The 13,086-nt window shown below is 67.4% G+C and carries 10 protein-coding genes and 2 pseudogenes; 8 read left to right on the top strand and 4 right to left on the bottom strand.

The genetic code is table 11. The features are described 5' to 3' along the window. Positions 1-165 precede the first annotated feature (165 nt). From MOTC310_RS16390 to MOTC310_RS16355, 8 genes and pseudogenes are all read left to right on the top strand, one after another. The gene (locus MOTC310_RS16390) at positions 166-1,467 is read left to right on the top strand and encodes an SLC13 family permease (protein WP_331302732.1); all 1,302 of its coding nucleotides are present in this window, start codon (positions 166-168) and stop codon (positions 1,465-1,467) included. A gap of 129 nt (positions 1,468-1,596) precedes the next feature. Then, positions 1,597-1,998, top strand: a complete 402-nt coding sequence (gene sdhC, locus MOTC310_RS16385) for a succinate dehydrogenase, cytochrome b556 subunit (RefSeq protein WP_331291974.1) — start codon at positions 1,597-1,599, stop codon at positions 1,996-1,998. A gap of 10 nt (positions 1,999-2,008) precedes the next feature. Further along, positions 2,009-2,428: a succinate dehydrogenase, hydrophobic membrane anchor protein gene (gene sdhD / locus MOTC310_RS16380; RefSeq protein WP_331302527.1), complete on the top strand. Its 420-nt coding sequence runs from the start codon at positions 2,009-2,011 to the stop codon at positions 2,426-2,428. 31 nt (positions 2,429-2,459) lie between these two features. After that, on the top strand, positions 2,460-4,277 hold the full coding sequence (gene sdhA, locus MOTC310_RS16375) for a succinate dehydrogenase flavoprotein subunit (RefSeq protein ID WP_331302526.1): 1,818 nt from the start codon (positions 2,460-2,462) through the stop codon (positions 4,275-4,277). Between the two features lie 85 nt (positions 4,278-4,362). Next, entirely contained in the window at positions 4,363-5,187 is an 825-nt protein-coding gene (locus MOTC310_RS16370) for a succinate dehydrogenase iron-sulfur subunit (RefSeq protein WP_024831121.1), read from the top strand. Positions 5,188-5,358: 171 nt separating this feature from the next. Next, positions 5,359-5,571: pseudogene (locus MOTC310_RS16365) on the top strand (AprI/Inh family metalloprotease inhibitor); the annotation flags it as partial. A gap of 329 nt (positions 5,572-5,900) precedes the next feature. Further along, positions 5,901-6,194, top strand: a complete 294-nt coding sequence (locus MOTC310_RS16360; protein WP_331291962.1) for a hypothetical protein — start codon at positions 5,901-5,903, stop codon at positions 6,192-6,194. 741 nt (positions 6,195-6,935) lie between these two features. Beyond that, positions 6,936-8,062 (top strand): annotated as a pseudogene (locus MOTC310_RS16355) (IS3 family transposase). 150 nt (positions 8,063-8,212) lie between these two features. Here MOTC310_RS16355 and MOTC310_RS16350 read toward each other — a convergent pair. From MOTC310_RS16350 to MOTC310_RS16335, 4 genes are all read right to left on the bottom strand, one after another. Beyond that, on the bottom strand, positions 8,213-8,632 hold the full coding sequence (locus tag MOTC310_RS16350; RefSeq protein ID WP_331291961.1) for a hypothetical protein: 420 nt from the start codon (positions 8,630-8,632) through the stop codon (positions 8,213-8,215). Positions 8,633-8,888: 256 nt separating this feature from the next. Next, a complete protein-coding gene (locus MOTC310_RS16345; protein ID WP_331302525.1) occupies positions 8,889-10,349 on the bottom strand; it encodes a methyl-accepting chemotaxis protein in 1,461 nt (486 codons plus the stop codon). A 448-nt stretch (positions 10,350-10,797) separates the two neighbouring features. Continuing rightward, the gene (locus MOTC310_RS16340) at positions 10,798-11,118 is read right to left on the bottom strand and encodes a hypothetical protein (RefSeq protein ID WP_331291959.1); all 321 of its coding nucleotides are present in this window, start codon (positions 11,116-11,118) and stop codon (positions 10,798-10,800) included. Between the two features lie 138 nt (positions 11,119-11,256). Next, positions 11,257-12,954, bottom strand: coding sequence for a methyl-accepting chemotaxis protein (locus MOTC310_RS16335; RefSeq protein ID WP_331291958.1), 1,698 nt, complete (start codon positions 12,952-12,954; stop codon positions 11,257-11,259). Positions 12,955-13,086 lie beyond the last annotated feature (132 nt).

The raw sequence follows: 13,086 nt of genomic DNA, 5'->3' as shown, positions 1-13,086 counted from the left end.
CGGCCTCGGCCGGGCGCTGCCGTTCTACCCAGTGCGCCGTACCGGCGCGCTCGGTCCACGGCCTTCGCTACCCACGAAGGCTCGCTCAACGACTCCCGAATTGCGAACCGTTCCAATCCGATGAGGATGCCGCCTCCGGTGTGGCGTGGTGCGGGGGCGATCGCGGTGAGCGGCGAGGGATTGATTGCGGCGACGGCGGCGCTGCTCGTGCTGTGCATGGGCCTCTGGGCGACCGCGCTGCTGCCCGAGATCGTCACGGCACTCGCCTTCTTCGGGCTGGCGATGCTGCTGCGGCTCGGCTCCGCCGCCACGGTGTTCTCCGGCTTCTCGTCCTCGGCCTTCTGGCTGGTCCTATCGGGCATGGTTGTGGGGCAGGGCATGACCCGGACGGGCCTCGGTGCCCGGATGGCGCGGACTCTCGCGCTGCGCCTGTCCGGGTCCTACGGGCGCTTCATCGCCGGGCTGGTGACGCTCAGCTTCCTGATCGCCTTCGTCATGCCGTCGAATCTCGGCCGCATCGCCCTGATGATCCCCGTGACCCTGGCGCTCTGCGACGCGTTCGGGCTCACGGCCGGGCGCGCGGGCCGGACGGGGGCGGTCCTCGCCGTCGGCCTCGCCACGCCGATCCTGTCGGCCGCGATCCTGCCCGCCAACGTTCCGAACCTCGTCATGGCCGGCTCGGCGGAACACCTGCTCGGCCTGCACCTCTCGTACCTCTCCTACTTCCTCCTGCACGCGCCGGTCCTGGCCCTGGTGAAGGGCGTCCTGCTGGTCGCCCTCATCGTCCGGCTATTCCCGGACGACCTCGGCGCCACCGCCCCGACGCTGTCGGTCCTGCCGCCGGTCTCGGCACCCGAGCGGCGCCTCGCGGTGATCCTCACTTGCACGCTGGTCCTCTGGATAACCGACAGCCTGCACGGGCTCGCCCCGGCCTGGGTCGGCCTCGCCGCCGCGGTGGTGTGCCTGCTGCCGCGGATCGGGGTGCTGCCGCCGGAGGCGTTCCAGCAGGTGAACCTTCGGACCTGCTTCTACATCGCGGCGCTGCTCGGCCTCGTGGCGCTGGTCAACGAGACCGGGCTCGGCGAGCGCCTCGGCCATTGCCTCCTGACCGTCGCGCCGCTGGCGCACGACGCGCCTACCCAGAACTTCGCGGTGCTCACCGGCATCGCCACGGTGCTGACCCTCCTCGTCACCGCCAACGGTGCCCCGGCCCTCTACACGGCCCTGGCGGGCGAGATGACGGAGGCGAGCGGCCTGTCACCCTTCGCGGTCGTCTCGCTGCAGGTGATCGGCTACTCAACCCTGTTCTTCCCCTATCAGGCGCCGCCGATCGTGTTCGCCAGCGAACTCGGACGGGTCCGCCTGCGGGACGCGACCCGGCTCGCCCTGCACTTCGGATTCCTGTCGCTCCTGGTGGCGGCGCCCCTCGACTACGCCTGGTGGCGCCTCCTGGGGCAGCTGAAGTGACAGAATCGGCAGAGTGTCGCCTCAGACGGCACATTGCGCCGCACCATGGCGGATTGCGGGTTGCCCGCTCAGCCACTAGCGCTACCAGATTAGAGACGGTCCAGTTCGCAGCTGCGAGGCTTCAACCCGATGGCACCCACCGCCCGCCCGACAGTGGCACAGCCGATGTCGCCGCATCTCCAGATCTATCGCTGGACCTGGACGATGGCGATGTCGGTGTTCCACCGCATCACCGGCACCGCGCTTTACGGCGGGACTGCGCTCGTCGCGATCTGGCTCGTGGCTCTGGCTTCCGGGCCGGTCGGCTACTCTTACGTGGCGGGGTTCTTCGGCTCGATCTTCGGGCGCCTGATCCTGTTCGTCTACACCTGGATCCTGATGCACCACATGCTCGGCGGCATCCGGCACCTGATCTGGGACACCGGCGTCGGGTTCGACCGGGAGAAGCGTCTCTCGATGGCCCGGCTGACGCTGATCGGCTCGGTGGCCCTCACCCTCGTCATCTGGGCGGTCGCCCTTCTGGTCCGCTGAGGAGGCCGATATGGCTAAGGAAGAGGTCCGGCAGGACACGCGCGTCTCGATCCGCACCCCGCGCGCCCGCGTGCGCGGTCTCGGCGTCTCCCATCACGGCGCCGGCCACTGGTGGCTGCAGCGGCTGACCGCCGTCGCCAACGTCGTGCTGATGCTGAGCTTCGTGGTGATCATCGCCAAGATGGCGGGCCGCGGCTACGCGGAGGCGCGGCTCCTCGTCGCGACCCCCCTGGTCTCGATCCTCCTGATCCTGGCGCTGCTGTCGGTCACGGTCCACATGCGCCTCGGCATGCAGGTGATCATCGAGGACTACGTGCACGCGCCGGCGACGAAGATCGCGGCGGTGCTCGCCAACAACGCTTACGCGGTCGTCGTGGCCGTCGCCTGCCTCTACGCGGTCCTGCGCATCGGCTTCGGACAGCCGGCCTGACCCCGCCAACATCGATCTCGAGGAGCCGAACATGGCCGCCAACGGCACCAACGGCAGCGGGCCTGCCTACACCATCCACGATCACGCCTTCGACGTGGTGATCGTCGGCGCGGGCGGCGCGGGCCTGCGCGCCACGGTCGGCTGCTCCGAGGCGGGCCTGCGCACCGCCTGCATCACCAAGGTGTTCCCGACCCGCTCGCACACGGTCGCGGCGCAGGGCGGCATCTCGGCCTCCCTCGGCAACATGGGGCCGGACGACTGGCGGTGGCACATGTACGACACCGTGAAGGGGTCGGACTGGCTCGGCGACCAGGATGCCATCGAGTACCTCGTGCGCAACGCGCCGGCCGCCGTCTACGAGCTGGAGCACTGGGGCGTGCCGTTCTCCCGGACGGAGGAGGGCAAGATCTACCAGCGCCCGTTCGGCGGCATGACCACGGATTACGGCAAGGGCACCGCCCAGCGCACCTGCGCGGCGGCCGACCGCACCGGCCACGCCATGCTGCACACCCTGTACGGGCAGGCGGTGAAGAACCAGACCGACTTCTTCATCGAGTACTTCGCCCTCGACCTGATCATGGACGACGAGGGCCGCTGCCGCGGCGTCATCGCCCTCGATCAGGCCACCGGCGAGATCCACCGCTTCCGCGCCCAGATGACCATCCTGGCCACCGGCGGCTACGGCCGGGCCTATTTCTCGGCGACCTCGGCCCATACCTGCACGGGCGACGGCAACGCCATGGTGCTGCGCGCCGGCCTGCCGCTGCAGGACATGGAGTTCGTGCAGTTCCACCCGACCGGCATCTACGGCGCCGGCTGCCTGATCACCGAGGGCTCCCGCGGGGAGGGCGGCTACCTGACGAATTCCGAGGGCGAGCGCTTCATGGAGCGCTACGCGCCGTCGGCCAAGGACCTCGCCTCGCGCGACGTCGTCTCGCGTTCCATGACCATGGAGATCCGCGACGGCCGCGGCGTCGGCAAGAACAAGGACCACATCTACCTGCACCTCGACCACCTCGACCCCAAGATCCTGCACGAGCGCCTGCCGGGCATCTCGGAATCCGCGCGGATCTTCGCGGGCGTCGACGTGACCAAGGAGCCGATCCCGGTCATCCCGACCGTCCACTACAACATGGGTGGCATCCCGACGAACTATCACGGCGAGGTGCTGACGCTGCGCGACGGTAACCCCGACACGGTGGTTCCGGGCCTGATGGCGATCGGCGAGGCGGCCTGCGTCTCCGTCCACGGCGCCAACCGCCTGGGCTCGAACTCGCTGATCGACCTCGTGGTCTTCGGCCGCGCCGCCGGCAAGCGCTGCGCCGAGATCGTCGAGCCGAACGGCCGGGCCATGGAGCTGCCGAAGGGCGCCACCGACAAGGCGCTGGAGCGCCTCGACCGGTTCCGCTACGCCGACGGCTCCACGCCGACCGCGGAGCTCCGCGCCGAGATGCAGAAGACGATGCAGAACAACTGCGCCGTGTTCCGCACCGGCGAGGTGCTGGAGGAGGGCAAGGGCCTGATCCACAAGGTCTGGAGCGCCGCCGCCGACGTGAAGGTCACCGACCGGTCGCTGGTCTGGAACACCGATCTCTTGGAGACCCTGGAGTTCGACAACCTGATCGGCCAGGCGGTGGTGACCATGGAATCGGCGGCTAACCGCACCGAATCCCGCGGCGCCCACGCGCGCGAGGACTTCCCGGACCGCGACGACAAGGACTGGATGAAGCACACCCTGTCCTGGCTCGACGAGAGTCAGCACCGGGTGAACATCGATTATCGCCCGGTGCACACCTACACGATGTCGAACGAGATCCAGTACATCGAGCCGAAGGCCCGCGTGTACTGAACTGCAACTCTGCGCAACGACTGCGGCGGCGGGGCCTCGCTCCTCCGGCCGCCGCGTCCTGCTCTAGCGGAAGCCGTCGAGAACCATGGCTCAGTTCAACCTTCCGAAGAACTCCCAGATCACGCAGGGCAAGTCCTGGCCGGCCCCGCCCGGCGCCAGGAACCTGCAGACCTTCAAGATCTATCGCTGGAACCCGGATGACGGGGCCAACCCGCGGATCGACACCTATCAGGTCGACCGCGAGGATTGCGGCCCGATGGTCCTCGACGCGCTCCTGTGGATCAAGAACAAGGTCGACTCGACGCTGGTCTTCCGCCGCTCCTGCCGCGAGGGCATCTGCGGCTCCTGCGCCATGAACATCGAGGGCCAGAACGCGCTCGCCTGCACGATGGGTATCGACGAGTGCAAGAGTCCGGACAACGCCCTCCCGGTGATGACCCGCAAGGACAAGGACGGGGCGATCCGGATCTACCCGCTGCCGCACATGCCGGTCCTGAAGGACCTCGTGCCGGACCTGACGAACTTCTACGCCCAGCACGCCGCCATCGAGCCCTGGCTCCAGACCGAGACGCCCGCCCCCGAGAAGGAGTGGCGCCAGACGCCGGAGGACCGGTCCCGCCTCGACGGACTCTACGAGTGCATCCTCTGCGCGTGCTGCACCACGTCGTGCCCGAGCTACTGGTGGAACGGTGACAAGTTCCTCGGCCCGGCAGCGCTGCTCCAGGCCTATCGCTGGCTGATTGACTCGCGCGACGAGAATACCGGCCACCGCCTCGACGGGCTGCACGACCCGTTCCGGCTGTACCGCTGCCACACGATCATGAACTGCGCCAATACCTGCCCGAAGAGCTTGAACCCGGCGAAGGCGATCGCCGAGATCAAGAAGATGATGGTCGAGCGCACGCTCTGATTGCAAAGTCGTGACGGGTGTTGAGGCCTGAGGGTCACACTCGGCCGAAAAGGCCGGCTCTCCGCAGCGGAGTCGGGCCGCGCTGAAAGCGCTGCCTTGCGGTCAGCGCAATTGGCACGGAGTCAGGGACCAAGCGCGTCCGCGCCTTGAAACCTGACCCGAAGTGGACCGATGCTGCGCCCGAGCCTGTCGACGTTCGCCGTTCTCTGTCTGAGCGCCAGCCTCGGCGCCTGCGCCTCGAGCCGCCTCGACGGGCCGCGCACCCGGGGCCCGTCGCCCCAGGCTTCCCTCGACACCGTGCCGGCCATGCCGTCCGGCACCGTGACGGCGGCCCCTCTGGCGCCGCCGCCCGGCGTGGCGGCGAGCCCCGACACGCCGCCCCCGCATCGCCCCCGTCCCAGGACGGCCTGTAACCGATGCGGCCGCGCGTCACCCGCGCGCTCGGCCAGTAGCCAGCCTGTCTTGCGTTCGACGCCGGATAGGAGCCCGTCGAGATAGTGCCCGATCGACGTTCGCAACTCGCGCCGCCGCACGCACAGCCCAACGCGATCCTTCAACGATGCGAGCTCCCGCTCCCAGGCCAACAGCGAACCAGACCAAGACGCCACCGACATCGCCAAGCCTCCGCTCTCGCAGACGGCCAGCGGACCACATCACGCCTTGATACGCAACTGTAGTACTAACTACGGCTGCACAACCCGGAAGGAGCCGCCATGCCTGACCCCGACCGCATGCCCCATCCCGGCCGCACGTCAGCCGAGCGCCGTGCCCTCGACCGCATCGGCTGCGGCGAGCCGCCGGCCTGCGTACAGAAGATGCTCCGCAACCTACTCGATGCCGGGCTGATCGTGGATGTCGGCACCGAGACCCGCCGCAACGCGCTGGGCTCCTACCGGGTGCCTGCCTACGCCATGCCGATCCCGGTTCACATAGCTTGGTGCTCGGCGGTCGCCGCGACCGACGAGGAGATGGAGGCTTTCGAGCGCGAGTTGGAGGGTCTGCGGTGACCGCCTCGCGCGCACGCGCGAGTGGGCAGTCTTGGCAATCTGAGCGCCTCAGCACCTTCTCTGCCTGATCACACGAAGTGCGGCGGCAGGATCATGAACTGCGCGTGCACGACGAGGCTGAACGCCATGGCGGCCGTCACGACGGCGTCGACGAGGCGGTTCGTCAGGGTGATTGGCTTGGTCATCGCAGCATCCCTCGTCAGCTCGGCTGTTTTGAGGTGGACTTATGGTTAAGCCGGATGCCGCAAGGATTGCTTCGATCGTTGCACCGGTGGTTAGAAGCCGGGAGAGTTGCGCGAGGTGCCCTCTCAGCCGGTCCAATTCACGCGAAGTGCGCCGGCAGGCTGAGAGCCTGCGCGTAGGTCGCCAGTGCGATCGCGCCACCGATCAGCGTAGCGGCTATGGTGATGCGGTTCGTCCAGGTCATTGTCGTCTCCATCAGGTTCGCGACTAGCTCGCGGTGTGACCCTGATGTATGCCCAAGCTTTCAGGTCTGACGTGTTCTGGAGCACTCAAACGCGAGCGGCTCTTGGCGTTTTGGGATGCCTCGCCGAGCCTAAGGTCCCCTCCGTCCCTGCCCTTGATCAAGTCGAGCGCAAAGCCGGCCTGCGCTGCCGAGCGCGCTACTTCTCGCCCATTTGACCTGACCGGCTGGCTTTGGACCGGACGGATTGAGAGGATCAGCCAGGACCGAAGGAGTCGGACATGCGGCGAGGTTAGAAGACGAGCGCGGAGCAGGTAATACTGAAGCTGCGCCAGATCGAGGTGCAGACAGCCCAGGGCAAGAGATTGTCACTGGCGTGCAAGGAGGCGGAGATCTCCGAGCAGAGTTATTATCGCTGGCGCAAGGAGTACGGCGGCCTCCAAGTCGACCAGGCCAGGAAGATGAAGGACCTGGAGCGCGAGAACGCGCGGCTGCGGCGGTTGGTAGCCGATCTATCCTTGGTGGGTCAGGTGCTGGCGGACGTCGCCTCGGGAAACTTGTAGCCCCCGAGCGACGCCGGCAGGCGGTCGACGGGATCCGGGAGAAGTACGGCCTCTCGGGACGTCACGCCTGCCGGATCATCGGTCAGCACCGCGGCACGCAACGCTACGTGCCGACCGTGCTGGCCGACGAGGATGAGCTGACCCGCGCCATCATCGCCCTGGCATCGGAGTACGGACGCTATGGCTATCGCCGCGTCACCGCGCTGCTGCAGGCAGCAGGGTGGCAGGTGGGCAGGGATCGGGTTCATCCTTCGAGAACCTCAGGATGAGGGCATCTGGCGTCGCGAGGGGCTGAAGGTCCCGCAGAACACCGGCCGCGCAGCCGGCTTTGGCTGAATGACGGCTCGTGCGTGCGACTGCGGCCGCTCCACTGCAACCACGTCTGGAGCTTCGACTTCGTGCAAGCGCGGACCCACGACGGACGCTCGCTCCGGGTCCTGACGCTGATCGACGAGCATAGCCGGGCTTGTCTGGCGCTGAAGGTGGCGCGACGCATCAACAGCGTCGGCGTGATCGAGACGCTGGCCGACGCCATGTGCCTGCACGGCATCCCGAAGTACATCCGCTGCGATAATGGCCCTGAGATGATCTCGAAGGCGCTGCGCAAATGGATCGCCAAAGCCGGAGCACAGATCCAGTACATCGCGCCGGGCTCGCCGTGGGAGAACGGGTACTGCGAGAGCTTCAATGGCAAGATTCAGGATGAGTGCCTGAGACAGGAGATCTTCTACTCGCTGAAGGAGGCACAGATCGTGATCGGTCTTTGGCAAACTACCTACAACCGCGTCCGGCCGCACTCGTCCTTGGGCTATCGGCCACCTGCGCCTGTCAGCTACCCGGATCTGGCCTTCCGGCTACCCATGGCAGCGGCCATGCAGTAGCCTCCCACTCGGCTCGGTCCAAAATAACGGTCAGGTCAGTCGAGAGCCGCGTCCTCCCGGTCCGACCGAACGAATCCTACCAATCCACCCGGCTGCACACGGATCTTGCTGCCGCACATGTGCGGGGCGAGCCTCTCGGATCCTTATGCCTCAGAATGAAAGTTTCGCGATGGTGGTGTCCGATAGCGCAGTCCTGCCTGCCTCGGTGATGGTCCACTCGATCAGGGGATGACCGCGCAGACGATGCAGGTGCGGATCGCCGATCCGCCGGATAAGGCCCAGACGTTCCAGAAGAAGATTTCTCGTATCGTCGGCTGCCATCTCGCGGTTGCGTGTACCGATCAAAGCGAGGCGTTCGCCCTGCGTCTTCTTCAAGAGGTCGCTCACCGCTTGACCCGTGCGCCTGCGCTGGCAGCCCGGATCGGAATGATCGAGGCCGACACGTGATCGTCGCACCTCCCGCGATGCCGGCCCCTGCGATGACCGCTCCACGCTCCGCGCATCGGAGCGCCCGATCACCGCGTCGCCGTCAACGGCGATGATTGCGGAGGTCGTGAAAGTGCCCGTCACAGCGCCTCGAACCCTCTCTTTAAAGGAAAGCCGCGAGCCGCGATGTCATCGACATGCGGGGAGCTTGCTCTCGCGGCCTTGGCAAGGATGGATGCGGCACTCCGCTGCGCGTGATCCCATGCAGACGTGTCGCTCGTGCACCGCGAGGCAGCCCCAGGCCGGCGTTTCCACGACGGACCGATCGGGCGACGTCCCGTTCAGGCCGCCCTCGGGTGGCCAGAAGCCGGCCGCGCGTCGGGCGACCTGATGCCTTTCATCATCCCGCCTTGAGGTATTTCTCCATGCTAGCCCCCAGTCCGGCGGAATGCGTTTCGAGCCTGTCGGAGATCCGCCGGACCATCTCGGCGAGCTGCCCCGTCTCTCCGGCCGCGGCCGAGACACCGGTAATATTGGACGACATCTCCTGGGTCGAGGCGGCCTGCTCCTCGACAGCGCTCGCCATGGCCAGCGTGAGTTTCGAAAGTTCGGCCACTTCGTCGGTGATCAGGCGGATCGCCGTCACGGCTTCGCCGGTCGCCTTCTGAATGGCGTGGACCTTGTGTGTGATCTCGCCGGTCGCTCTCGCCGTCTGGCCGGCGAGCTCCTTGACCTCCGTGGCCACCACCGCGAAACCGCGCCCGGCCGCACCCGCGCGCGCCGCCTCGATGGTCGCGTTGAGCGCGAGAAGGTTGGTCTGGTCGGCGATGGATTTGATCATTCCGACCACCGCGTCGACCTCGCCGGCATTGGTAGCGAGGTTGCGCACCGTGGTATCCGTCGCCGTCGCCTGGTCGGCGATCTGCTGGGTGCGCTCGGAGACCCGCCCGACCTGGCCCGAAATCTCATGGATCGAGCTGGTCATCTCCTCGGATCCGGCCGCCACGGAGTTTGCGCGCTCGCTTGCCGCGTCCGCCGAGCGGTTCAAACCCTGCGCCGACTCCTTCATCTCGCCGATCGCGGTCCCGAGCGCCTCGACGACGCCGGCGACGTCCTCGGCCATGGCGAGCTGTGCGGTGATGACCGACCAAGTCAACATCGGTCCGACATAGGCTCCGTCCGCGTCCGTGATGGCGGAGACCTGCAGGTCGAGGGTCTCGGGTCCGACCTTGATCTTGGTCCGGTGCGGCAGTCGGCTCGCGTCGGCGAGCATGTTCCGCTGGTGATGCGGGTTCTTGTGGAACACGTCGAAGGATTTGCCCATCATCTCCGAGACCTTGATGGGCAGATGCCGCTCGATGGCTTCCAGGGTCTTGCGCGAGGTGTTGTTGATGTAGTTGATCTTGAAGTCATTCTTCGGGTCTGCGGTCATGACGGCGACCGGCATCTCGTCGATCATCCGCAGCAGGCGGCCGGTCTCGCTCTTCTTGGCCGTGATGTCGCTGGCGAACTTGACGACCTTGAACGGCTTGCCGTCGGCGCCCAGGATCGGGTTGTAGGTGGCCTCGAGCCAGACCTTCGCGCCGGACCGCGCGCGGCGCGGGAATTCGCCGGACGCGAATTCGCCGGCCCGCAGCTTCGACCAGAATTCGTCATACTCCGAACTGTTGGCCACCTCTTCGCTGACCAGGATCCGGTGGTGCTTTCCCTGCAGCGAAGGCAGGTCGTAGCCCACGACGGCCAGGAAATTCGGGTTGGCGCGCAGGATCGTGCCATCCATGCCGAACTCGATGATAGCCATTGAGCGCGTGAGAGCGTCCATGATGGCCTGGGTCTCATTATAGGCGGGTTTGCGGAACATGGCGCAACTCTCGGTAGACGCCCTATCGTCGCATCGAGACTATAAGCTAGCCTTAGCCACACCACGGAATCGGGCCCGTTTTTTGCCCGGCAAAGTTTCATTTCATACAAATATTCGGAGGCTGGAACAGATCCCGGTCTGAACATGACCTATATCGTGTCAGATTGGCCGCCCCTTTCCACAACGTCGCGACCGGACCGACCACGCCTCGATCGGCTCCTGCCCGCACCGTCTCTGCGGCTGCCGCCGCGCGAAGGCCGCCCGGGAGCGGGCGTCGCGGCCGCTGGAAACGTCCCGATCCGTGCGTGTGGTTGAGCGCGGTCTGTGCAATCGAGTACCGCGCGCGCCTCCGACGTGCGGGGGCATTCCTTCGGCAGGCGGAACTCGCCCGACCTCGGACAGGACCGTGATCCGGGATGCCCGTCCATGTTCGAGCGCGGGGCAGAGGCTACCGCGAAGCCTGCCCTGGATCGCGCTCGTCCGCGAGCCGAAGCAATTCCTCGGCCTTCGCGACGTTGCGCTCCGCAAGGTCGAGAACCTTCCAGGCCGCGACCAGGATCTCGGGCTCGGCGGACAGCCTCTCGTCCGGGGTTTGAAGGACCCGCCTGAGGCCGCCGGCCAGTGCCCGCATCGAAGCCGCGGCTTGGCGGATCTCCGCGATCCGGGGACCGATGTCCTCGCCGGACTTGAGGCGCCGTCGCAGGTCGAGCAGCATCGAGCGGGCGCTCTCGGCGCCCGGGATGATGCTGAGGGGGACGATGTCGGCCATGGCGATCACGCCCGCCCGACCCGGTGCGACCCGCCTCGCCGGTGCCCCGCCTGGGCATTTCCCCGGCAGTCCGCCCGATGCGTGGGATCGGTCCCGAGCCCCCGGGCGCTGTCGGTGCTGCGCTCCATCGGGACCGCCTCAGGCCGCGCGCACGGTGGCGAGGAAGTGCGTCATCTCCGCTGAGAGCTGCTCGGCATGTCGCGACAATTCACCGGAGGACGCCAGCACCTGGGTCGCCGCGGCGCCGGTGTCCTCCGAGGCCTGCGCGACGCCGGAGATGTTGCTGGTCACTTCCGAGGTGCCCGTCGCCGCCTGGGCGATGTTGCGCACGATCTCCTGGGTCGCCGCGCCCTGCTGCTCGACGGCGGCGGCGATGCTGGTGGCCACGGTGTTGATCTCGCGGATGCGCCCCGTGATCGAGCCGATGGCCGAGACCGCCTGGCCCGTCACGCCCTGGATGCGGCCGATATGGCCGCTGATCTCGTCCGTCGCCCGGGCCGTCTGGGACGCGAGTTCCTTGACCTCGGCGGCGACCACCGCGAAGCCCTTGCCGGCCTCGCCGGCCCGGGCCGCCTCGATCGTCGCGTTCAGCGCCAGCAGGTTGGTCTGGCCGGCGATGGCCGAGATCATCGCGACGACGTCACCGATCTTCGCGACCGCCGTCGTGAGTTCCTCGACGAGCCGCGCCGTCTGGTCAGCCTCCCCGACCGCGGCCTGCGCGAGGGAGGCCGAGCCCTGCACTTGGCGGCCGATCTCCTGGACCGAACTCCCCAGTTCTTCGGAGGCCGCTGCCACGGTGCCGACGTTCGACGCCGCCTCCTCGGCCGCCGCCGCCACGGTCGTGGACTGCGTGGCCGTCTCGGTCGCCGTCGCCGTCATCGTCGCGGCGGTGGCCTGCAACTCCGTCGCGGAGGCCGAGACCATCCCGACGATGCCGCCGACGGTCCGCTCGAAGCCGTTCGCGAGGTCCACCATGGCGCGGCGGCGCTCGGCGGCGGCCGTCGCGTCGGCGACGCGCTTAGCCTCGGCTTCCTCGGCGGCCTTCCGCGCGACCATGGCCTTGATGCCCTCGACCGCCTTGCCGACTTGGCCGATCTCGTCGCGACGGGCAGCCTCCGCGATGTCGGCCTCGATATCGCCCTTGGCCATGCGCTGCAGGACGGCGACGAGCCGCGTCAGGGGCCGCGTCAGCCCGAAATGGACGATGGCGAACGCGACGGCCAAGGCCGCGAGCAGCCCGGCAACCGCGGCCGTGACGAGGACGGTCGTCGCTCGCTGCGCGCTCGCCTGGGCCTCATTCTTCGCCTTGGCGAGCTCGGCGGTCAGGTTGTCGATGCGCGGCTGGACGAAGTCGCGGACCTTGTTGCGAGCGGCGAGGCCTTCGGAGAGCACGATCGTCCTCGCGGTGCCCGCGTCCTCAGCGAGGGCCGCCGCGTTCGCGCGCCCTGCGACGTGGAAATACGCTTCGACGGTCTCGCGCAGCCTCTCGTTGATCGACCGCCGCTCGGGCGAGTTCGACAGCGCGATGAGCTTGTCGACCGAGACGTAGGCATTTCTCACGGCCTCGTCGTAGCGCGATCTGTACTTGGCCACCTCCGACGGTCGGTCCTCGATGAGGATATTGCGATTCTGAACCGTCGCTTCGAGTACGTTCGTGCGGACATTCAGGATATTTTCAAGTCGCGCAGCCTGGACATCGACGATGTGTTGGGTCTTCGCGTTCAGCTCAACGAAGACGCCGTGCGCGTGGTACACGAGCCCGCCGGCGACGGCGGCCACGAGCAGCAGCGGGATCGTGACCTTGGTAACAATCTTGAGGTCGGAAAGACGCGACATGTACTGCTGCTCCACTGTTTTCGAACTTTGGAGCGGCCGCATTTAAAGACACGTTGCCCAGCGAGCGCGCTCCAGGGGCATTTTCAGTGCGACGAGAGAGGTTTTCTGCCTTTCGGGCGGTGACGCGATGCG

It is taken from the genome of Methylobacterium oryzae, from assembly GCF_036441375.1.
In the GTDB taxonomy this organism is placed as follows: domain Bacteria; phylum Pseudomonadota; class Alphaproteobacteria; order Rhizobiales; family Beijerinckiaceae; genus Methylobacterium; species Methylobacterium oryzae_A.
The sequence above is the reverse complement of the archived record's forward strand: the minus strand, read 5'-3'. Positions and strand labels throughout refer to the sequence as shown.